General features: G+C 73.4%; 19 protein-coding genes. 11 read left to right on the top strand and 8 right to left on the bottom strand.

Annotated features, from left to right (window positions below; translation table 11 throughout):
* Positions 1–31: 31 nt before the first annotated feature.
* From cobM to cobC, 6 genes are read left to right on the top strand one after another with little or no spacing between them, the layout of a single operon-like run.
* The gene (gene cobM, locus FHX78_RS27250; RefSeq protein ID WP_145870048.1) at positions 32–850 is read left to right on the top strand and encodes a precorrin-4 C(11)-methyltransferase; all 819 of its coding nucleotides are present in this window, start codon (positions 32–34) and stop codon (positions 848–850) included.
* Positions 847–2,082, top strand: coding sequence for a precorrin-6y C5,15-methyltransferase (decarboxylating) subunit CbiE (cbiE, locus tag FHX78_RS27245; protein WP_167531868.1), 1,236 nt, complete (start codon positions 847–849; stop codon positions 2,080–2,082). The genes cobM and cbiE overlap by 4 nt, the downstream gene beginning before the upstream one ends.
* The gene (gene cobJ, locus FHX78_RS27240) at positions 2,079–3,770 is read left to right on the top strand and encodes a precorrin-3B C(17)-methyltransferase (protein WP_145870047.1); all 1,692 of its coding nucleotides are present in this window, start codon (positions 2,079–2,081) and stop codon (positions 3,768–3,770) included. Before cbiE ends, cobJ begins: the two co-directional genes overlap by 4 nt.
* Complete coding sequence (locus FHX78_RS27235; protein WP_145870046.1) at positions 3,767–4,354, top strand: precorrin-8X methylmutase; 588 nt, start codon at positions 3,767–3,769, stop codon at positions 4,352–4,354. Before cobJ ends, FHX78_RS27235 begins: the two co-directional genes overlap by 4 nt.
* The gene (locus FHX78_RS27230) at positions 4,351–5,265 is read left to right on the top strand and encodes a sirohydrochlorin chelatase (protein ID WP_145870045.1); all 915 of its coding nucleotides are present in this window, start codon (positions 4,351–4,353) and stop codon (positions 5,263–5,265) included. The genes FHX78_RS27235 and FHX78_RS27230 overlap by 4 nt, the downstream gene beginning before the upstream one ends.
* On the top strand, positions 5,255–6,322 hold the full coding sequence (gene cobC / locus FHX78_RS27225; protein ID WP_145870044.1) for an Rv2231c family histidinol phosphate aminotransferase CobC: 1,068 nt from the start codon (positions 5,255–5,257) through the stop codon (positions 6,320–6,322). Before FHX78_RS27230 ends, cobC begins: the two co-directional genes overlap by 11 nt.
* 247 nt (positions 6,323–6,569) lie before the next feature.
* On the opposite strand, the gene FHX78_RS27220 is transcribed toward cobC, so the two are convergent.
* Genes FHX78_RS27220 through FHX78_RS27205 form a run of 4 tightly spaced genes read right to left on the bottom strand, consistent with a single transcriptional unit; the run spans position 6,570 to position 10,160 of the window.
* Positions 6,570–7,661: an amidohydrolase family protein gene (locus FHX78_RS27220; RefSeq protein ID WP_145870043.1), complete on the bottom strand. Its 1,092-nt coding sequence runs from the start codon at positions 7,659–7,661 to the stop codon at positions 6,570–6,572.
* A 21-nt stretch (positions 7,662–7,682) separates the two neighbouring features.
* Complete coding sequence (locus FHX78_RS27215) at positions 7,683–8,474, bottom strand: amino acid ABC transporter ATP-binding protein (RefSeq protein ID WP_145870042.1); 792 nt, start codon at positions 8,472–8,474, stop codon at positions 7,683–7,685.
* Positions 8,471–9,304 (bottom strand): amino acid ABC transporter permease, encoded by an 834-nt coding sequence (locus FHX78_RS27210; protein WP_145870041.1) that lies wholly within the window; start codon positions 9,302–9,304, stop codon positions 8,471–8,473. The genes FHX78_RS27215 and FHX78_RS27210 overlap by 4 nt, the downstream gene beginning before the upstream one ends.
* Positions 9,305–9,308: 4 nt before the next feature.
* Complete coding sequence (locus tag FHX78_RS27205; protein ID WP_145870040.1) at positions 9,309–10,160, bottom strand: transporter substrate-binding domain-containing protein; 852 nt, start codon at positions 10,158–10,160, stop codon at positions 9,309–9,311.
* Between the two features lie 179 nt (positions 10,161–10,339).
* On the opposite strand from FHX78_RS27205, the gene FHX78_RS27200 reads away from it, so the two are divergent.
* The 5 genes from FHX78_RS27200 (at position 10,340) to thpD (ending at position 15,021) form a co-directional block, all read left to right on the top strand.
* A complete protein-coding gene (locus FHX78_RS27200) occupies positions 10,340–11,479 on the top strand; it encodes a pyridoxal-phosphate-dependent aminotransferase family protein (protein ID WP_145870039.1) in 1,140 nt (379 codons plus the stop codon).
* 352 nt (positions 11,480–11,831) lie between these two features.
* Positions 11,832–12,338: a diaminobutyrate acetyltransferase gene (gene ectA / locus FHX78_RS27195; RefSeq protein ID WP_145870038.1), complete on the top strand. Its 507-nt coding sequence runs from the start codon at positions 11,832–11,834 to the stop codon at positions 12,336–12,338.
* A 74-nt stretch (positions 12,339–12,412) separates the two neighbouring features.
* Positions 12,413–13,684, top strand: coding sequence for a diaminobutyrate--2-oxoglutarate transaminase (gene ectB, locus FHX78_RS27190; RefSeq protein ID WP_145870037.1), 1,272 nt, complete (start codon positions 12,413–12,415; stop codon positions 13,682–13,684).
* A 35-nt stretch (positions 13,685–13,719) separates the two neighbouring features.
* Positions 13,720–14,118 (top strand): ectoine synthase, encoded by a 399-nt coding sequence (locus tag FHX78_RS27185; protein WP_145825109.1) that lies wholly within the window; start codon positions 13,720–13,722, stop codon positions 14,116–14,118.
* A 6-nt stretch (positions 14,119–14,124) separates the two neighbouring features.
* A complete protein-coding gene (thpD, locus tag FHX78_RS27180) occupies positions 14,125–15,021 on the top strand; it encodes an ectoine hydroxylase (protein ID WP_145870036.1) in 897 nt (298 codons plus the stop codon).
* A 70-nt stretch (positions 15,022–15,091) separates the two neighbouring features.
* On the opposite strand, the gene FHX78_RS27175 is transcribed toward thpD, so the two are convergent.
* From FHX78_RS27175 to FHX78_RS27160, 4 genes are all read right to left on the bottom strand, one after another.
* Positions 15,092–16,144 carry an aminotransferase class V-fold PLP-dependent enzyme gene (locus tag FHX78_RS27175; protein ID WP_145870035.1) on the bottom strand — a complete coding sequence of 351 codons (1,053 nt, stop codon included), beginning with the start codon at positions 16,142–16,144 and terminating at the stop codon, positions 15,092–15,094.
* 95 nt (positions 16,145–16,239) lie between these two features.
* Positions 16,240–16,950, bottom strand: coding sequence for a DsbA family oxidoreductase (locus tag FHX78_RS27170; protein WP_145870034.1), 711 nt, complete (start codon positions 16,948–16,950; stop codon positions 16,240–16,242).
* An 88-nt stretch (positions 16,951–17,038) separates the two neighbouring features.
* Positions 17,039–17,647 (bottom strand): DUF1349 domain-containing protein, encoded by a 609-nt coding sequence (locus tag FHX78_RS27165; RefSeq protein ID WP_145870033.1) that lies wholly within the window; start codon positions 17,645–17,647, stop codon positions 17,039–17,041.
* An 86-nt stretch (positions 17,648–17,733) separates the two neighbouring features.
* On the bottom strand, positions 17,734–19,263 hold the full coding sequence (locus FHX78_RS27160) for an aldehyde dehydrogenase (NADP(+)) (protein WP_145870032.1): 1,530 nt from the start codon (positions 19,261–19,263) through the stop codon (positions 17,734–17,736).
* Between the last annotated feature and the right edge of the window lie 40 nt (positions 19,264–19,303).

Below are 19,303 nucleotides of genomic sequence, written 5' to 3'. Positions count from 1 at the left end.
CCCGATTTCCCTTCCGAGAGGACCCGTTCCCATGGCCGATGCCCCCACCGGCAAGGTGACCTTCGTCGGTGCCGGCCCCGGCGCCGCCGATCTGCTGACGTTCCGTGCCGCGCGTGCCATCGCCGAGGCCGATGTCGTGATCTGGGCCGCCAGCCTGGTCCAGGCGGAGGTCCTCGACCACGCGCGGGAGGGCGCGGAGATCCTCGACTCGGCGACGATGTCGCTGGAGGACGTCGTGGCCGTCTACGCGCGGGCCCGTGCGGAGAGGCTGAAGGTCGCGCGGATCCACTCCGGCGACCCGGCGCTGTGGGGCGGCACGCAGGAGCAGGTCGACCGGTGCGCGGAACTCGGCATCGCGACCGAGATCGTGCCCGGGGTGTCGTCGTTCTCGGCCGTCGCGGCGCTCGCGCAGCGCGAGCTGACCATTCCGGAGGTGGCGCAGTCCGTCGTGCTGACCCGGCTGGGCGGCGGCAAGACGCCGATGCCGCCCGGTGAGGAGGTCCGCGAGTTCGCGCGGCACGGCACCACCATGGCGATCTTCCTGTCGGCCGCCCGCAGCGGGCAGCTGGTGCGGGAGCTGCTGGAGGGCGGCTACCCCACGGCCACCCCGGTCGTCGTCGCGTACCAGGCGACCTGGCCGGAGGAGCTGGTCGTGAGGTGCACGATCGGCACGCTGGAGGAGACGGTCAAGGAGCACAAGCTGTGGAAGCACACGCTGTTCCTGGTCGGTCCGGCCCTCGACGCGCACGGCACCCGCTCGCACCTGTACCACCCCGGTCACTTCCACGGCTTCCGCAAGGCGGACCCCGAGGCGCGCAGGGCGTTGCGTTCGCGGGGTGCGAGCACGTGATCACGGTCGTCGGTATGGGGGCGGGGGCGCCGGTCGACGCCTCGGCTGCGGCCGGGGCCGAGCTGGTGGTCGGCGGACGGCGGCATCTGGACGCGGTGGCCCTGCCGGAGGGGGCCGAGCGGGTGGTGCTGGGGCCCCTGGCGCCCGCGCTCGACACCGTGGCGAAGTACGTCGCCGAGGAGCGGCGGGTGGTGGTGCTGGCCTCCGGGGACCCGGGGTTCTTCGGCATCGTCCGGGCGCTGGCCGAGCGGTTCGGGCCGGAGCGGCTGGACGTGCGGCCCGGGGTGCCGTCGGTGGCCGCCGCGTTCGCGCGGGTGGGGCTGCCCTGGGACGACGCGGTGGTGGTGAGCGCGCACGGGCGGGACGCGCGTACGGCGGTGAACCTGTGCCGGGCGTATCCGAAGGTCGCCGTGCTGACGGGGCCCGGGGCCGGTCCGGCGGAGCTCGGGGCGGCGCTGCGGGCGCACGCGCGGGTGCTGGTCGTCGCCTCCGCGCTCGGTTCCGCGGCGGAGCGGGTGGAGCGGGTGACGCCCGCCGAGGCCGCCGCCCGGGACTGGGGGACGGCGGTGAGCGTGGTGCTCTGTCTGGACGAGGAGCGGGCGCTCGGGGCGGTGCGCACGGTCGCGGGCCCGCCGTCCGCGCCCGCCGGGTGGGCGCTGGACGAGGCCGCGTTCGCCCACCGCGACTCGATGATCACCAAGTTCGAGGTGCGGGCGCTGGCGCTGGCGCGCCTCGGGCCGCGTCCGGGCGAGCTGGTGTGGGACGTCGGCGCGGGCTCGGGGTCCGTGGCCGTGGAGTGCGCGCGGCTCGGCGCCGCCGTCACCGCCGTGGAGAAGACCCCGGACGGTGTGGAGCGCGTCCGGGCGAACGCCGCGGCGCACGGCGTCGACGTGCACGTGGTGCACGGGGCGGCGCCGGCCGTGCTGTCCGGCCTGGACGGCGACCCCGACGCCGTGTTCGTCGGCGGCGGCGGGCGGGAGCTGCCCGCCGTCGTCACGGCGTGCGCGCGGCGGGCCCGGCGGACGGTGGTGGTCGCCGTGGCCGCCCTGGACCGGGTGCCGGCCGCGCGCGAGGCGCTGACCGGCGCCGGGTTCACCTGCGACGGGGTGCTGTTGCAGTCGTCGCGTCTGGCGCCGCTGCCCGGGGACGTGACCCGGCTGGCGGCGGCCAATCCCGTTTTCCTGCTGTGGGGCGTCAGGCCTCCGGCGCACACCGAAGGAGTTGTCCAGTGATCGGCCTCATCTCCGCAACGGCGGCGGGAGCCGCCGCGCGGGACCGGCTGGCCGCCGCGTGGCCGGACCGGACGCGCGTGTACGAAGGCCCCGTGCCGGACGCGGTGCGGTCGGCGTTCGCCGAGTGCGAGCGGCTCGTGTGCTTCCTCGCCACGGGTGCCGTGGTGCGGCTGGTGGCGCCGCTGCTGGCCGGCAAGACCAGCGACCCGGGCGTGGTCTGCGTCGACGAGGGCGGACGGTTCGCGGTGTCGCTGCTCGGCGGGCACGGCGGCGGGGCGAACGACCTCGCCCGCGCGGTGGCCGGGGTGCTGGGCGCCGAACCGGTGATCACCACGGCGACCGACGCCGTGGGGCTGCCCGGTCTGGACACGCTGGGCCTGCCGGTGGAGGGCGACGTCGCCGCCGTGTCCCGGGCCCTGCTGGACGGCGAGGCGGTGGCGCTGCGCGCCGAGGTGGCGTGGCCGCTGCCGCCGCTGCCGGTGGCGGACGAGGGCCGGTACACGATCCGGGTGACGGACCGGCTCGCCGGGCCGGCCGAACGGGAGGTGCTGCTGCGCCCGCCGACCCTCGTCGTCGGCGTCGGCGCGTCGAAGGGCGCCCCCGAGGAGGAGGTGCTGGCGCTCGTCGAGGACGCGCTGCGGGAGGCCGGGCTGTCGGCGGCGTCGCTCGCCGAACTGGCCACCGTGGACGCCAAGGCCGGGGAGCCGGGCATCGTGGAGGCGGCCCGGCGGCTCGGCGTGCCGCTGGTGACGCACGGTGCCGCGGAGCTGGCGCGGGTGGAGGTGCCGAACCCCTCCGACGCGCCGCTCGACGCCGTCGGCACCCCGTCGGTCGCGGAGGCCGCCGCGCTGCTGGGCGGCGGTGAACTGCTGGTGCCCAAGCGGAAGTCGCGGCGCGCCGACGGGCGGCCCGCGATGGCGACCTGCGCCGTCGTGCGACGGCCGGGGCGGGGGCGGCTGGCGGTGGTCGGGCTGGGGCCCGGCGCCCGCGATCTGCTCACCCCGCGTGCCGAGGCCGAACTGCGCCGCGCCTCGGTGCTGGTGGGCCTCGACCAGTACGTCGACCAGATCCGCGACCTGCTGCGGCCCGGCACGCGCGTGCTGGAGTCGGGCCTCGGCGCGGAGGAGGAGCGGGCCCGCACGGCCGTCGCCGAGGCCCGCGAGGGCCGGGCGGTGGCGCTGATCGGCAGCGGCGACGCGGGCGTGTACGCCATGGCGTCGCCGGCGCTGGCGGAGGCGTCCGACGACATCGACGTGGTCGGTGTGCCCGGTGTGACCGCGGCGCTGGCGGCCGGGGCGATCCTGGGCGCGCCGCTGGGCCACGACCACGTCTCGATCAGCCTGTCCGACCTGCACACCCCGTGGGAGGTCATCGAGCGCCGGGTGCGGGCGGCGGCCGAGGCGGACATCGTGGTGACGTTCTACAACCCGCGCAGCCGGGGCCGGGACTGGCAGCTGCCGAAGGCGCTGGCGATCCTCGCCGGGCACCGGGAGCCCGGGACGCCGGTCGGCGTCGTGCGCAACGCGTCCCGCGCCGACGAGTCGAGCCGGCTGACCACCCTGGCCGCGCTGGATCCGGCGACGGTCGACATGATGACGGTCGTGACCGTGGGCAACACGGCGACCCGTGAGATCGCGGGGCGCATGGTCACCCCGCGTGGCTACCGCTGGCAGGAGGAGCCCCGGTGAACCGCGTGGTGCACCCCATCGAGCAGGAGTCCTTCCGGCGGCTGCGCGCCCGCCTGGACACCTCGCACTTCCCGCCGCTGACCCGGGCGGTCGTCGAACGCGTCATCCACTCCTCCGCCGACCTCGGCTACGCCGGTGAACTCGTCATGGACGAGGGCGAGCTGGTGACGGCGCACGCCGCGCTGCACGCCGGGGCGCCGGTCGTGGTGGACGTGGAGATGGTCGCGGCGGGCATCACCCGCCGGGAGACCGTGTGCCGGCTGAGGGACGCGAAGGCGGGGCCGGACCTGACGCGTTCGGCGCACGCGATGCGGCTGGCCTACGAGGAGGTCGGGCCCGGTGCCCTGTGGGTGATCGGCTGTGCGCCGACCGCCCTGGAGGAGCTGCTGACCCTCGACGCCTCCCCCGCCCTCGTCATCGGTCTGCCCGTCGGTTTCGTCGGGGCGGCCGAGTCCAAGGCCGCGCTGCGCGAGAGCGGGCTGCCGGCCGTGAGCAACGTGTCCGAGAAGGGCGGGTCGGCGGTGGCCGCCGCCGCGCTCAACGCCCTGCTGTACCACCCGATTTCCTCCGAGGAGAACCTGTGACCACCCCGCCCGCCCTGCTCATCGCCGGCCACGGCACCCGGGACGACGCCGGCGCGGAGGCGTTCCGCGACTTCGTGCGGGAGCTGGGCCGCCGTCACCCCGAACTGCCCGTCGCCGGCGGCTTCATCGAGCTGTCGCCGCCGCCGCTGGGCGAGGCCGTCACCGAGCTGGTGGAGCGGGGGGCGCGCCGGTTCGCGGCCGTGCCGCTGATGCTGGTGTCCGCCGGGCACGCCAAGGGCGACATCCCGGCGGCGCTGGCCCGCGAGAAGGAGCGCCACCCGGGGATCACGTACACGTACGGCCGTCCGCTGGGCCCGCACCCCGCCCTGCTGCGGGTGCTGGAGCGGCGGCTGGCCGAGGCGGTGGACCCGTCCTGGGACCCGTCCGAGGTGACCGTGCTGCTGGTGGGGCGCGGCTCGACGGACCCGGACGCCAACGCCGAGGTGTTCAAGGCGGCGCGGCTGCTGTGGGAGGGGCGCGGCTACGCGGCGGTGGAGACGGCGTTCGTGTCGCTGGCGGCGCCGGACGTGCCGAGCGGGCTCGACCGGTGCGCCCGGCTGGGCGCCCGGCGGGTGGTGGTCCTGCCGTACTTCCTGTTCACCGGGATCCTGCCGGACCGGGTGCGGCAGCAGACCGAGGAGTGGGCGGCGGCGCACCCGGAGACCGGGGTGCGGTCGGCGGACGTCATCGGTCCCGAGCCGGAACTGCTCGACCTGGTGTGGGAGCGGTACGAGGAGGCCGTCAAGGGCGACCTGCGGATGAACTGCGACTCGTGCGTGTACCGGATCGCGCTGCCGGGCTTCGAGGACAAGGTGGGCCTGCCGCAGCAGCCGCACTTCCACCCCGACGACGACGGCCACCACCACGGGCACCATCACGGGCACGGTCACAGCCACTCCCATGCGCACTGAGCCGGGGGGCGGCGGGCACGACCTGCGTCACCACGGCGACGCCGAGGTCCGCGACGACGGCTCGGCGCTGGTCGACCTGGCGGTGAACGTCCGGGCGGACACGCCGCCGCCGTGGCTGCGGCGGCACATCGCCGCGTCCCTGTCGGGCCTCGCCGCCTATCCCGACGGGCGGGCGGCACGGGCGGCGGTGGCGGCCCGGCACGGGCTGCCGGTGGAGCGGGTGCTGCTGACGGCCGGTGCGGCGGAGGCGTTCGTGCTGCTGGCGCGGGCGCTGAAGGTGGGCCGGCCGGTGGTGGTGCATCCGCAGTTCACGGAGCCGGAGGCGGCGCTGCGGGACGCCGGGCACACGGTGGGCCGGGTGCTGCTGCGGGAGGCGGAGGGCTTCCGGCTGGATCCGGCGGCGGTGCCCGAGGACGCGGACCTGGTGGTGATCGGCAACCCGACGAACCCGACGTCGGTGCTGCACCCGGCCGCGGACATCGCCCGGCTCGCCCGGCCCGGGCGGACGCTGGTGGTGGACGAGGCGTTCATGGACGCGGTGCCCGGCGAGCGCGAGGCGCTGGCCGGGCGGACGGACGTGCCCGGCCTGGTGGTCCTGCGCAGCCTCACCAAGACCTGGGGCCTGGCGGGGCTGCGCATCGGTTACGTCCTCGCCGCCCCGGAGACCGTCGCGGAGCTGGAGCGTGCCCAGCCGCTGTGGCCGGTGTCCACACCGGCGCTGGCGGCGGCCGAGGTCTGCGTGGGTACCCGGGCGCTGGCGGAGGCCGCGCACGCGGCGCACCGCGTCGCGGCGGACCGGGCTTATCTGCTGGCGGGACTGGCCCGCTTCGCCGACCGCGGCGTCCGCGCGGCGGGCCCCGCCGAGGGCCCCTTCGTCCTGCTGCGCCTGCCGCACGCGGCGACGGTACGCGCCCGGCTGCGCTCCCTCGGCTACGCGGTGCGCCGCGGCGACTCGTTCCCTGGTCTGGACGACACCTGGCTGCGCCTGGCCGTCCGCGACCGGGAGACGACGGATCGCTTCCTCACGGCGCTGGCCGTCGCACTGGGACGGCGCTGAGCACCGCGCTCGGCGAGGCGGCCGGGGCCCGCCGAGCACCGAGTGGACCGCCGCTCGGCCTCCTGGAAAACAGCCCGCACACCGCACCGCACCGCCCCGACGGCCGTCCGGTACCCGATCCCGGTGCCGGGAGCGGGAGCGCGAGCCGTGGGCCCGATCGGCGGACCGACGGCTCGCCAGGCCGAGGACGACGCGCCGAGAGACGGCGGGCCGACGGACCACGGCACACAGGCCCACAGCCCCGTGATCAGCCCACCACCCGGCCGTTGAGGATCACCCGGCGTGGGTCCGTCAGGACGCGGACGTCGGTCCTCGGGTCGGAGGCGTAGACGACGAGGTCCGCCGGGGCGCCCTCCTCCAGGCCGGGGCGGCCGAGCCACGCGCGTGCGGCCCAGGTTCCGGCGGACAGGGCGTCGACGGGCGGGATGCCGGCCTTGGTCAGTTCCCCGACCTCGTCCGCCGCCAGGCCGTGCGCCAGGCCGCCGCCCGCGTCCGTGCCGACGAACACGGGGATGCCGGCGTCCCAGGCGGAGCGCACGGTGTCGTAGCGGCGTTCGTGGAGCCGGCGCATATGGGCCGACCAGTGCGGGAACCGGGCCTCGCCGCCCGCGGCGAGCGAGGGGAACGTGGCGATGTTGACGAGGGTGGGGACGATGGCGACGCCCCGCTCGGCGAACAGCGGGATGGTGTCGTCGGTCAGGCCCGTGGCGTGCTCGACGCAGTCGATGCCGGCTTCGACCAGGTCCCGCAGCGAGTCCTCGGCGAAGCAGTGGGCGGTGACGCGGGCGCCCAGCCGGTGCGCCTCGGCGATAGCCGCCTCGACCGCGCCGCGCGGCCAGCAGGCCGACAGGTCGCCCAAATCGCGGTCGATCCAGTCGCCGACGAGCTTGACCCAGCCGTCGCCGCGCCGGGCCTCCTGGGCGACGTACGCGACCAGGTCGTCGGGCTCGATCTCCCAGGCGTAGTTGCGGATGTAGCGGCGGGTGCGGGCGATGTGCCGCCCGGCCCGGATGATCTTCGGGAGGTCGTCGCGGTCGTCGATCCAGCGGGTGTCGGAGGGCGAACCCGCGTCGCGCAGCAGCAGCGCCCCGGCGTCGCGGTCGGTGAGCGCCTGCTTCTCGGCGGTCTCGGCGGGGACGGGGCCGTGCCGGTCGAGGCCCACGTGGCAGTGGGCGTCGACCAGCCCGGGCAGCGCCCAGCCCTCCACGGTCCGCAGGTCGCGGGCGCCGGCGGGACGGTCGTAGGAGATCCGGCCGCCGACCACCCAGAGTTCGTCGCGGACCTCGTCCGGGCCGACGAGGATCCGCCCCTTCACGTGCAGCACCGCGCGTTCGCTCATACCCGGCACCCTAGTCAGGCGCTACCCGGACTTGCCCACCTGGTCCGAGGTCTCCTCCTCGACCTCGGCCATCGCCGGGTCGAGGAGGCGGGAGAGGAAGTGGCGGGTGCGTTCGTGCCGGGGCCGGCCGATGACCTGCTCCGGGCTGCCGTCCTCGACGATCACGCCGCCGTCCATGAAGACGACCCGGTCGGCGACCTCGCGGGCGAAGGTCATCTCATGGGTGACGACCATCATCGTCATGCCCTCGTGCGCGAGCATGCGCATGACGGCGAGGACGTCGCCGACCAGTTCGGGGTCGAGCGCCGAGGTCGGCTCGTCGAACAGCATCACCTCGGGGCCCATCGCCAGCGCGCGGGCGATGGCGACGCGCTGCTGCTGGCCGCCGGAGAGGGAGGCCGGGTAGGCGTCCGCCTTCTCGGCGAGGCCCACCCGGGCCAGGTTCTCGGCGGCGACCTTCGCGGCCTCCGCCTTGCCCCTGCGCAGCACCCGGCGCTGCGGCAGGGTCAGGTTCTCGGTGACGGTGAGGTGCGGGAACAGGTTGAACTGCTGGAACACCATGCCGATGCGGCGGCGTACGGCGTCGATGTCGACGTCCGGGTCGGTGAGTTCCGTACCGCCGACGAAGACCTGGCCCTTGGTGGGCTCCTCCAGGAGGTTCACGCACCGCAGCAGGGTCGACTTGCCGGAGCCGGAGGGGCCGATGACGCAGACGACCTCGCCCTGGCCGATCTCCAGGTCGATGCCGCGCAGCACCTGGTTGTCGCCGAAGGACTTGTGCAGGCCGCTGACGCGGATCTCGGGCCGGCTCATTTCACGGCCTCCTGGGCCTTGGCCTCCATGCGGCGCACGACGAAGCCGAGGGGGACGGTGATCAGCAGGTAGCACAGGCCGGCCACCAGGATGGGCGTGGAGTTGGCGGTGGTGCTGGCCAGGTCGCGGCCGTACTTGGACAGTTCGCGCTCCTCCAGGGTGACGCCGAGGAACAGCACCAGCGAGGAGTCCTTGAAGAGCAGGACGAGTTCGTTGGTGAGCGGCGGGAGGATGATCCGGAAGGCCTGCGGGATGATGACGGAGACCATGGCCCGGGCGGGCGAGAAGCCCAGCGAACGGGCCGCCTCCATCTGCCCCTTGGGGACGGCCTGGATGCCGGCCCGGATGGTCTCCGCCATGTACGCGGCGGCCACCAGGCCGAGGGCGAGGGCGACCTTGCCGTAGGTGCCGCCGATGATCTCCGTGCCGGGGAAGGCGAGCGGCACGGCGACGCCGATGAAGATGAAGATCAGCAGGGCGGGCAGGCCGCGGAAGATCTCGATGTAGACGCCGGCCAGCCAGCGGTAGGGGCCGACGGACGACAGCCGCATCAGCGCGATCAGCATGCCGAGGGCGAGCCCGACGGCGAAGCCGGTCACCGTGTACAGCACGGTGTTCTTCAGCGCCAGCGTGATGACCTCGGGGAACATCTGCCGCGCGATGTCCGCTTGCGCGAACTGGTTCTGCAACCGGTCCCAGTCGGCCGCGAGCGCGAAGGCAATCACGGCCGCGACGAAGACGGCGTACTGGATGCCGCGCGACAGGCTCCGCTTCTGACGCCGCGTCAGTCCCTTTTTCCTAGGCTGGAGTCGTGTGTCCGTGTCGGTCATGGACTCAGGATGCGGCCGGCGAGGCGGCGGACTCGTCGTAGGGGCCGATCCACTGCTCGTACAGCTTCTTGTACGTGCCGTCCGCCTTGGCGTCCGCGAGCGCCTTGTTGATGGCCTCGCGCAGCGCGGTGTTGCCCTTCTTCACGGTGACGCCGTACTCCTCGCCGGTGTCGATCTGCTCGGCGACCTCGAAGGCGTCGGCGTTGGCCTTGTCCTTCAGCCAGCCCTGGACCACGGGGTAGTCGATGACGACGGCCTTGACCTGGCCGGTGCGCAGGCCGTTGAGGACGGCGTCGGAGGACTCGAAGGAGACAGGGTCCAGGCCCTGCTTCTTGACGTGGTCCTCACCGGTGGTCTGCGCCTGGGCGCCGAGCTTGACGTTCTTCGCCTTCACGTCGTCGAGGGAGGTGACGCCGCTCTTCTTGTCGACGAGGACCGCCTGGGTGGCGTTGAAGTAGGGGTCGGAGAAGTCGACGTTCTTCTTGCGCTCCTCGGTGATGGTCATGCCGGCCGCGGCCAGGTCGCACTCGCCGGAGTTGAGGAAGGCGCCGGTCTTGAAGTTCTCGAAGGGCGTGTCGAGGATCTCCTGCTTCACGCCCAGGTCCTTGGCGACCAGGTCGATCAGGGCGACGTCGAAGCCCTGCACCTTGCCGTCGATCTCCGACTGGAAGGGCGGGTAGGGCAGGTGGGTGCAGGTGGTGAGCTGCCCCGCCTTGACGAGCTCGACCCCGCCGGCGGCGGTCTTGGACCCGCTGCCTCCGTCGTCGCTGGAGGTGCAGGCGGTCAGGAGGACCAGCCCGGCCGTCGCGGTGGTGGCGGCCAGCATGCGGGTCCGGCGGCCGAGGAGCGTCTTCACGGGGGGCCTCCTGTCAGGGAACTGTGAGTTCCGATTATAAGGAGGGGTTTGACCGCCTCAAACCAACCCGATGGCGACGGGGCCCGGCGGCCTGAGAACCGGCGGCCGGGCGGCGCTACGGACGGTTTACGCTCGACTGCGTCGTACCCCCGCAGCCGCACAGCGAAGAGAGCACCGCCGTGACCCACCTCCTCCTCGACCTGCCCCCGCTGAGCGCCGCGCGCTTCGCCTCGATCGAGGACCGGGTGGCCCGGCTGCTGGGCACCCGGCAGGACGTCGTGATCATGCAGGGTGAGGCGCTGCTGCCGCTGGAGGGCGCGATCCGCGCGACCGCCGGTCCGGGCACGACCGCGCTGAACGTGATCACGGGCCCGTACGGGCAGACCTTCGGCGACTGGCTGCGGGACTGCGGTGCCACCGTGATCGATCTGGCGGTGCCCTTCCACACGGCGGTGACGGCCGGGCAGGTCCGGGACGCCTTCGCGGAGCACCCGGAGATCGACTTCGTGTCGCTGGTGCACGCGGAGGCGGCCACCGGGAACACCAACCCGGTCGCGGAGATCGGCGAGGTCGTGCGGGCGCACGGGGCGCTGTTCTACCTGGACGCGGTGGCGTCGGTCGGCGCGGAGCCGGTGCTGCCGGACGCGTGGGGCGTGGACCTGTGCGTGATCGGGGCGCAGAAGGCGATGGGCGGCCCGGCCGGGGTGTCGGCGGTGTCGGTGAGCGAGCGGGCGTGGGCGCGCATGGCCGCCAACCCGCGGGCGCCGCGGCGCTCCTACCTGTCCCTGCTGGACTGGAAGGAGCGCTGGATCGACGGGGGCCGCAGGGCGCTGCTGCACGCGCCGGCCCAGCTGGAGATGCTGGCGCTGGAGGCGTGCGTGGAGCGCATCGAGGCGGCGGGCCCGGACACCGTGATGGCCCGGCACGCGGCGGCCGCGGCGGCCACCCGCGCGGGCGCGTCGGCGCTGGGCGGCGGCCTGGAGCCGTACGTCCACGACGCGGCCGAGGCGGCGCCGGTCGCCACCACGCTGCGGGCGCCGTCCGGCACGGTGGCCGCGGAGCTGGTGGGGCGCGCCCTGGCCGCCGACCCGGGGCTCGTGCTGGCGGCCGGCGGCGGCGCGCTGGCCAAGGAGATGATCCGGGTCAACCACTACGGGCCCGAGGCGAGCCCGGGCGCGGTGCGGGCGAGCCTGGCGGCCCTGGGCGGCGCGCTGGCGGACGCCGGGCTGACGGTGGACGTGGCGGCGGCGCTGGGCGCGGCGGAGCGGGCCTGGCGCGAAGTCCTGCGGGAGCGTATCGGCGAAGTGACCGGGGCGTGAATTCAGCGGGATTATCACAATCCCTCGCACATATTCTCCTGCGACATTCTTTCGCTTATTCCGCGATTATCTTCCGGGGTAGCTTCCCGTCTTCTTCTGCCCGCTTTTCCGGACCCTAAACGCCACGATTCCGAGAGCGGGAACCGGTGCGTTCCGGACATGGTCATGAGAGTTACACAGGTGTGACCGGTTCCACACCACGCCCGTTTCGCGCCCTATATCCCGTGCAAATGCGGGCATACCGCCGAGTGCTCGCGCGGACCCACCCGTACGCGCGATAACACAGATCAAGCCGGTACGTAACCCCGTCAGGCGATGCAATTTCGAATTTACCTGGGTAAGTTCAATTCGCATGACTGCCGCACAAGCAGACCTGCAAATCGACCGCCCCACCGTGGCGGACGGAGCCGTGCTGTGGCGGATAGCCAAGGACTCGAAGGTCCTCGACCTGAACTCGTCGTACAGCTATCTGCTGTGGTGCCGCGACTTCGCCGCCACCTCGGCCGTCGCCCGCGACGAGCACGGAGAGCCGATCGGCTTCGTCAGCGGATACCTGCGGCCGGACAGCCCGCGCACCCTGCTCGTCTGGCAGGTCGCGGTCGACGAGACGTACCGCGGCCGCGGCCTCGCCGCCGCCCTGCTCGACGGACTGGTCGCCCGGACCGCCGCCGAGCACGGGGTGACCGCCGTGGAGACCACCATCACTCCGGGCAACATCGCGTCGGAGCGCCTGTTCACCGCGTTCGCCGAGCGCCACGGCGCCCGGCTGGAGCGCGAGGTGCTGTTCGACGCCGGCCAGTTCCCCGACGGGTCGCACGACCCCGAGGTGCTGTACCGCATCGGGCCGCTCGCGCACTGACCGCCCGGCCGGCCCGCCGCCCCCTGATCTTCCGACTCCCTCTGACCTCCCACGCCACCGAGGAGCGATTCGCCGTGACCATCACCCAGCCCGACCTCAGCGTCTTCGAGACCCTCGAGTCCGAGGTGCGCAGCTACTGCCGCGGCTGGCCCACCGTCTTCGACCGCGCGCACGGCAGCCGCATGTATGACGAGGACGGCCACGAGTACCTCGACTTCTTCGCCGGAGCCGGCTCACTCAACTACGGGCACAACAACCCCGTCCTGAAACGCGCCCTGATCGACTACCTGGAGCGCGACGGCGTCACCCACGGCCTCGACATGTCGACCACGGCCAAGCGCGCGTTCCTGGAGTCCTTCCAGAACTGGATCCTGCGCCCGCGCGACCTGCCGTACAAGGTGATGTTCCCGGGCCCGACGGGCACCAACGCCGTGGAGTCCGCGCTGAAGCTGGCGCGGAAGGTGAAGGGGCGCGAGGCGATCGTGTCGTTCACCAACGCCTTCCACGGCATGTCGCTGGGCTCGCTCGCCGTCACCGGCAACGCCTTCAAGCGGGCCGGCGCGGGCGTCCCGCTGGTGCACGGCACGCCGATGCCGTTCGACAACTACTTCGACGGCCAGGTCCCGGACTTCCTGTGGTTCGAGCGGATCCTGGAGGACCAGGGCTCCGGCTTGAACAAGCCCGCCGCCGTGATCGTCGAGACCGTCCAGGGCGAGGGCGGCATCAACGTCGCCCGGCCCGAGTGGCTACGCGCCCTGGCCGAGCTGTGCGCACGCCAGGACATGCTGCTCATCGTCGACGACATCCAGATGGGCTGCGGCCGCACCGGTGCCTTCTTCTCCTTCGAGGAGGCCGGCATCACGCCCGACATCGTCACCGTGTCCAAGTCGATCAGCGGTTACGGACTGCCGATGGCGCTGACCCTGTTCAAGCCCGAGCTGGACGTCTGGGAGCCGGGCGAGCACAACGGCACCTTCCGCGGCAACAACCCCGCCTTCGTCACGGCCACCGCGGCCCTGGAGGCGTACTGGGCCGACGGGTCGGCGATGGAGAAGCAGACCCGTGCGCGCGGCGAGCAGGTCGAGCAGGCGCTGATCGCCATCACCGAGGAGAACCTCGCCGACGTCAAGGAGTACCGCGGCCGCGGCCTGGTGTGGGGCCTGGAGTTCCGCGACAAGGAGCGCGCGGGACGGATCGCCGCGCGCGCCTTCGAACTGGGGCTGCTGATCGAGACGTCCGGACCCGAGAGCGAGGTCGTCAAGCTGCTCCCGTCCCTGACCATCACCCCGGACGAGCTGGACGAGGGGCTCACCACCCTCGCCCGAGCCGTCCGCGAAACCGCCTGAACCACGCACCCGAGCCGAGGAGGCATCGCAGCACCGTGATTGTCCGTTCCTTCAAGGAGATCGAAGGCACCGACCGGCACGTGAAGTCCGCGTCCGGCACCTGGGAGAGCAAGCGCATCGTCCTCGCCAAGGAGAAGGTCGGCTTCTCCGTCCACGAGACGATCCTCTACGCGGGTACGGAGACCGACATGTGGTACGCGAACCACATCGAGGCCGTCGTCTGCACCAAGGGCGACGCCGAGCTGACCGACCGCGAGACCGGGAAGACGTACCGCATCACGCCCGGCACCATGTACCTCCTGGACGGCCACGAGCGGCACACGCTCAAGGTCAAGGAGGACTTCCACTGCATCTGTGTCTTCAACCCGCCCGTGACCGGACGGGAGGACCACGACGAGAACGGCGTCTACCCGCTGCTCACCGAGGAGGTGTGAGTCACCGTGACCACGACCGCGCACATCACCGACCTCTACCCGACCCGCGGCGCCACCGAGGTGGCGACCCCCCGGCAGGACCCGGTCGTCTGGGGCTCCCCGGACACGCCCGGTCCCGTCCCGGCCGCTGATCTCCAGGCCCTGGAGCGCGACGGCTTCCTCGCCGTCGACCAGCTCATCGGGCCGGACGAGGTCGCCGTCTACCAGCGCGAGCTGGAGCGGCTCACCACCGACCCGGCGATCCGCGCGGACGAACGCTCCATCGTGGAGCCGCAGTCCAAGGAGATCCGGTCCGTCTTCGAGGTGCACCGGATCAGCGAGGTCTTCGCGAACCTGGTGCGCGACGAGCGGGTGGTCGGGCGCGCCCGGCAGATCCTCGGCTCGGACGTCTACGTCCACCAGTCGCGGATCAACGTCAAGCCGGGCTTCGGCGCCAGCGGCTTCTACTGGCACTCGGACTTCGAGACCTGGCACGCCGAGGACGGCCTGCCGAACATGCGCACCATCTCGGTCTCGATCGCGCTCACCGAGAACTACGACACCAACGGCGGTCTGATGATCATGCCGGGGTCGCACAAGACGTTCCTCGGGTGCGCGGGGGCCACGCCGAAGGACAACTACAAGAAGTCCCTGCAGATGCAGGACGCGGGGACCCCGTCCGACGAGGCGCTGACGAAGATGGCGTCGGAGTACGGCATCAAGCTGTTCACCGGCAGGGCCGGCTCGGCGACCTGGTTCGACTGCAACGCCATGCACGGCTCCGGCGACAACATCACGCCGTTCCCGCGCAGCAACGTGTTCATCGTGTTCAACAGCGTCGAGAACACGGCGGTCGAGCCCTTCGCGGCGCCGATCCGGCGGCCGGAGTTCATCGGCGCGCGGGACTTCACCCCGGTGAAGTAGCCGCGTGACACGGACCGCGGGCCGGGCCTCCTCGTGTGGGACAGGGAGGCACCGGCCCGCTGCCGTGCCGTCAGCCGGACAGGGCGTCGAGCAGCCGGTCCACGTCGGCGGCCGTGTTGTAGAGGTGAAAGGACGCCCGCAGACTGCCCGCGCGGTTCGACACCTGGATGCCCGCCTCGGCCAGCTCCGGCTGGAGGCGGCCCAGTCCGGGCACGGACACGATCGGTGAGCCGGGCGCGGGCAGGGGCGTGCGGCCCAGCTCCGCGAGCCCCGCGCGGAAGCGGTCGGCGAGGGCCAGGTCGTGGGCGCGGACGGCGTCCACGCCGATCTCCTCGACGAGTCCGAGCGAGGCGCGCAGCCCCGCGTAGCTGAACAGCGCCGGGCTGGAGTCGAACCGCCGGGCGGAGTGGGCGAGTTCGGCGACGGGGCCGTAGCAGCTGTCCCACGGGTTCTCCCCCGCGACCCAGCCCGCCTGCACCGGCGTCAGGTCGCCGAAGTCCTCCGGCACGACGAGGAAGGCCGCGCCGTGCGGGCCGAGCAGCCACTTGAAGGTGATGGTGACGCTGTAGTCGTGGTCGCCGGCCGTGACCGGCAGCCAGCCGGCCGCCTGGGAGAAGTCGACGTAGGTGCGCGCGCCGTGGGCCCGGGCCGCCTCGCGCAGCGCGGCGAGGTCGGCGATCCGTCCGTCGGCGGACTGCGCGGCGCTGACCGCGACCAGCGCGGTGCCGGGGCGGACGGAGTCGGCGAGGCGTTCCAGCGGCACCGCCCGCACCTTGAGGTCGCCGCGGGCGTGGAAGGGCTGGAGTACGGAGGTGAAGTCGTCCTCCGCGGTGAGGACTTCGGCTCCGGGCGGCAGCGAGGCCGCGACCAGTGAGGTGAACAGGGCGACGGTCGCGCCGGCCGCGACCCGCTCGGCCGGGACACCGGCCAGCCGGGCGTAGGCGGCGCGGCAGGCCTCGACGTCGGCGAAGAGCGGGTCGAGCGAGCGGCCCTCGGCGCGCAGCCGTGCGGCGTCCTGGAGCGCGGCCACGGTCCGGGCCGGCAGCAGGGCATTGCTGGCGGTGTTCAGGAAGGTGTTCTCCGGGGCGAACTCGGCACGGACGAGGTTCTCGAAGTTCTCCATGGGACCACTCTGGAGGCCCGGGATCCCCCCGTCCATTGCCGCGTTCTGCGCGGTATCGCCAAGGAACGCTTATGCATACGTCCTGACCTGGGCGTCTACCGCTGGGGCACCGCGCAGCCGTCCGGGCCGCAGGCCTCGGCACCGTCGTCGATCAGCTGGAGCGCCGGGCGCTCGCCCCAGGCCTGGGTGAGTGCCTGTGCGAAGACCTCGGCGGGCTGGGCGCCGGAGACGCCGTACTTGCGGTCCAGCACGAAGAACGGCACTCCGCTCGCGCCGAGCCGGGCGGCCTCGCGCTCGTCGGCGCGGACCCCGTCGGCGTACGCCTCCGGGTCGGCGAGGACCGCGCGCACGGCGTCCTCGTCGAGACCGGCGGCGGTGGCGAGTCCGACGAGCCGTTCGTCGTCGCCGAAGACGGACCGCTCCTCGGCGAAGTTCGCCCGGTACAGCAGGTCGAGCAGCTCCGCCTCGCGGCCCTGCTCGCGGGCGTGGTGCAGCAGGCGGTGCATGTCGAAGGTGCTGCCGTGGTCGCGGCCCCGGGTGCGGTAGGGCAGGCCCTCGGCGGCGGCCTGGGCGCCCAGGTTGTCCTCACCGGCCTCGGCCTGGGCCTCGCTCATGCCGTACTTCTTGGTGAGCATCGTGATCACGGGCTGGATGTCGTCCTTGGCGCGGCCGGGGTCCAGCTCGAAGGAGCGGTGCACCACCTCGACCTGCTCGCGGTGCGGGAAGGCGGCCAGCGCCTTGTCGAACCGGGCCTTTCCGACATAGCACCAGGGGCAGGCGATGTCGCTCCAGATCTCGACGCGCATGAGTCGGCTCTCTCCAGGGTCGTACGGGTGCGGAGACTCCCTCCGGCGACTGCGTGAACGTTCAAGCAGCCGCTTTCATTCCTCGCCCTCAGCTGCCGTCCCGCAGGTCGCGCGGCCACTGCGGCCGGTAGGCGAGGTGGTCGTACGTCACCACGCAGCCCTCCCCCATCGGCGACTGGGTCATGAAGCCGATCAGGGCGGCCCCGGTCTCCTTCTCGTCGCCGAGGGTGAAGAGGCGGACGAAGGTCCAGCGCTCGCCGTCGCGGGAGGCGTGGAAGGCGAAGGCACGCCCGGTGCGGCTGACCCGGAGCCAGACGGAGGTGCCGTCGACGGTGAAGGAGTTGGCGTCGTCGGAGTGGCCCCGGGTGACCACCGTGCAGACGGTGGGCACGTCCGGGGAGTACTCCAGGCAGAGCTTGGCCCAGGCCCGCTCGCCGGCGTGGACGTAGAGCACCCCGGCGTCGAAGGACGCGGCGAACCCGACGGTGACCCGGGCGATCAGCTGGAAGTCGCCCTCGGGGGCGCCCAGCAGGCGGGGCGCGTCGGAGGCGGGGTCCAGGGCCTCACCGGTGGGCGGCACGAAACGGTCCTGCCGGGCGCCCGCCCAGCCGGTCAGCACCCCGTCCTCGTAGGACCAGTGCCCGTCGGGGCCGTAGGTGCGCAGGGCGAAGGGCAGTTCGGGAAGCTCCATGTCCATCGCCCGAGTATCCCAGGGCGGGTGCGCCCGCCCTGAGGGTGCTGGTGCACTCCCAGGGCGGGCGCACCCGCCTCCGCACGACGTCCCTAGCGCTCCAGCACGCCGTTGAAGCGTCGCGGCAGCCCCAGCGGGTTGTCGTCGCGCAGCTCCTCGGGCAACAGCGCCTCGGGGGTCCCCTGGTAGGCGACCGGCCGCAGCCAGCGCTCGATGGCCGTGCCGCCCACCGACGTGGAGGTCGAGGTGGTCGCCGGGTAGGGCCCGCCGTGGTGCTGCGCGGGGGCGACCGCGACGCCCGTCGGCCAGCCGTTCACCAGCACCCGCCCGGCCAGCGGCGTCAGCTCCCGCACGATCTCCGCGCCGCGCCCCTCACCGGCCGCCTCCCCGGCGGACAGCTGCACCGTCGCGGTGAGGTTGCCGGGCAGCCGCGACAGCACCGCCCGCACCTCGTCGTCGTCCTCGTAACGGGCCACCACGGTGACCGGCCCGAAGCACTCCTCGAGGAGCAGGTCGTGCTCGCCCTCCTGGGCCAGCCGGCTCGCCGGGACGGTGAGGAAGCCCGCGCTGACGGTGTGCTCGCCGCCCGAGCCCGGGGTGACCGGGGACTCCACGTCGGGCAGCTGGGCGCGCTCGGCGACCCCGGCGACGAAGTTGTCGCGCATGCGGTGGTCGAGCAGGACGCCCGCGTCGGTGTCGCTGACGGCCTCGGTCAGGGACTTCAGCAGCCGGTCGCCGGCCTCGCCGGCCGGAGCCAGGACCAGGCCGGGCTTCACGCAGAACTGGCCGACGCCCAGGGTCATGGAACCGGCGAGCCCGGCGCCGATCGCCTCGCCGCGCTCGGCGGCGGCGGCCTCGGTGACGACGACCGGGTTCAGGGAACCCAGCTCACCGTGGAAGGGGATCGGGACGGGCCGGGCGGCGGCCGCGTCGAAGAGGGCGCGGCCCCCGCGGACCGATCCGGTGAAGCCGGCCGCCGCGACCAGCGGGTGCTTGATGAGTTCGACGCCGGCCTCGAAGCCGTGCACCAGACCGAGCACGCCGTCGGGGATGTCGTGCCGGGCGGCGGCCCGGCGCAGCACCTTGGCGACCAGCTCGGACAGGCCGGGGTGGTCCGGGTGGGACTTGACGACGACCGGGCAGCCGGCCGCGAGCGCGCTCGCGGTGTCGCCGCCGGGCACGGAGAAGGCGAAGGGGAAGTTGGACGCCGAGTAGACGGCGACGACGCCCAGCGGCACCTTGTAGCGGCGCAGGTCGGGGACGGGCGGCGTCGCGGTGTCGTCGGGGTGGTTGATGACGACGTCGAGGAAGGCGCCCTCGTCGACGATGCCGGCGAAGGCCCGAAGCTGGTAGCAGGTGCGGGCGAGCTCGCCGGTCAGCCGGACCGGGCCGAGCGCGGTCTCCGCGTCGGCGGCCTCGACGAGCTGGTCCCTGGCCGCCTCGAGCTCGTCGGCGGCCGTGCGCAGGAAGGCGGCACGGACGGTGCGGTCCACCAGCGCGCCGCGCGCGTCGTGCGCGGCGCGTACGGCGGCGTCCACCTCCTGGGCTGTGGCCTCCACCGCAACCTGTTCACGCTGCTTCCCGGTTCGGGGGTCGACACTCCAGACTGGTGCTGCTGCCACCGCGGGTCCCTCCACTTGATTGCCGCAACGAATGCCGCAG

Origin of the sequence: Streptomyces capillispiralis (assembly GCF_007829875.1) — a bacterium.
GTDB classification, from domain to species: domain Bacteria; phylum Actinomycetota; class Actinomycetes; order Streptomycetales; family Streptomycetaceae; genus Streptomyces; species Streptomyces capillispiralis.
Note: the sequence above shows the minus strand (reverse complement) of the source record. Positions and strands in the feature narration are given on the sequence as shown.

Excerpts from the sequence above, each read along its gene's own strand:
- FHX78_RS27210 (WP_145870041.1), bottom strand. The coding sequence starts at position 9,304 with ATGACCGACACGGACACACGACTCCAGCCTAGGAAAAAGGGACTGACG.
- cobM (WP_145870048.1), top strand. The coding sequence starts at position 32 with ATGGCCGATGCCCCCACCGGCAAGGTGACCTTCGTCGGTGCCGGCCCC.
- FHX78_RS27215 (WP_145870042.1), bottom strand. The coding sequence starts at position 8,474 with ATGAGCCGGCCCGAGATCCGCGTCAGCGGCCTGCACAAGTCCTTCGGC.
- FHX78_RS27165 (WP_145870033.1), bottom strand. The coding sequence starts at position 17,647 with ATGGACATGGAGCTTCCCGAACTGCCCTTCGCCCTGCGCACCTACGGC.
- FHX78_RS27220 (WP_145870043.1), bottom strand. The coding sequence starts at position 7,661 with ATGAGCGAACGCGCGGTGCTGCACGTGAAGGGGCGGATCCTCGTCGGC.
- FHX78_RS27175 (WP_145870035.1), bottom strand. The coding sequence starts at position 16,144 with ATGGAGAACTTCGAGAACCTCGTCCGTGCCGAGTTCGCCCCGGAGAAC.
- ectA (WP_145870038.1), top strand. The coding sequence starts at position 11,832 with ATGACTGCCGCACAAGCAGACCTGCAAATCGACCGCCCCACCGTGGCG.
- cobC (WP_145870044.1), top strand. The coding sequence starts at position 5,255 with ATGCGCACTGAGCCGGGGGGCGGCGGGCACGACCTGCGTCACCACGGC.
- FHX78_RS27170 (WP_145870034.1), bottom strand. The coding sequence starts at position 16,950 with ATGCGCGTCGAGATCTGGAGCGACATCGCCTGCCCCTGGTGCTATGTC.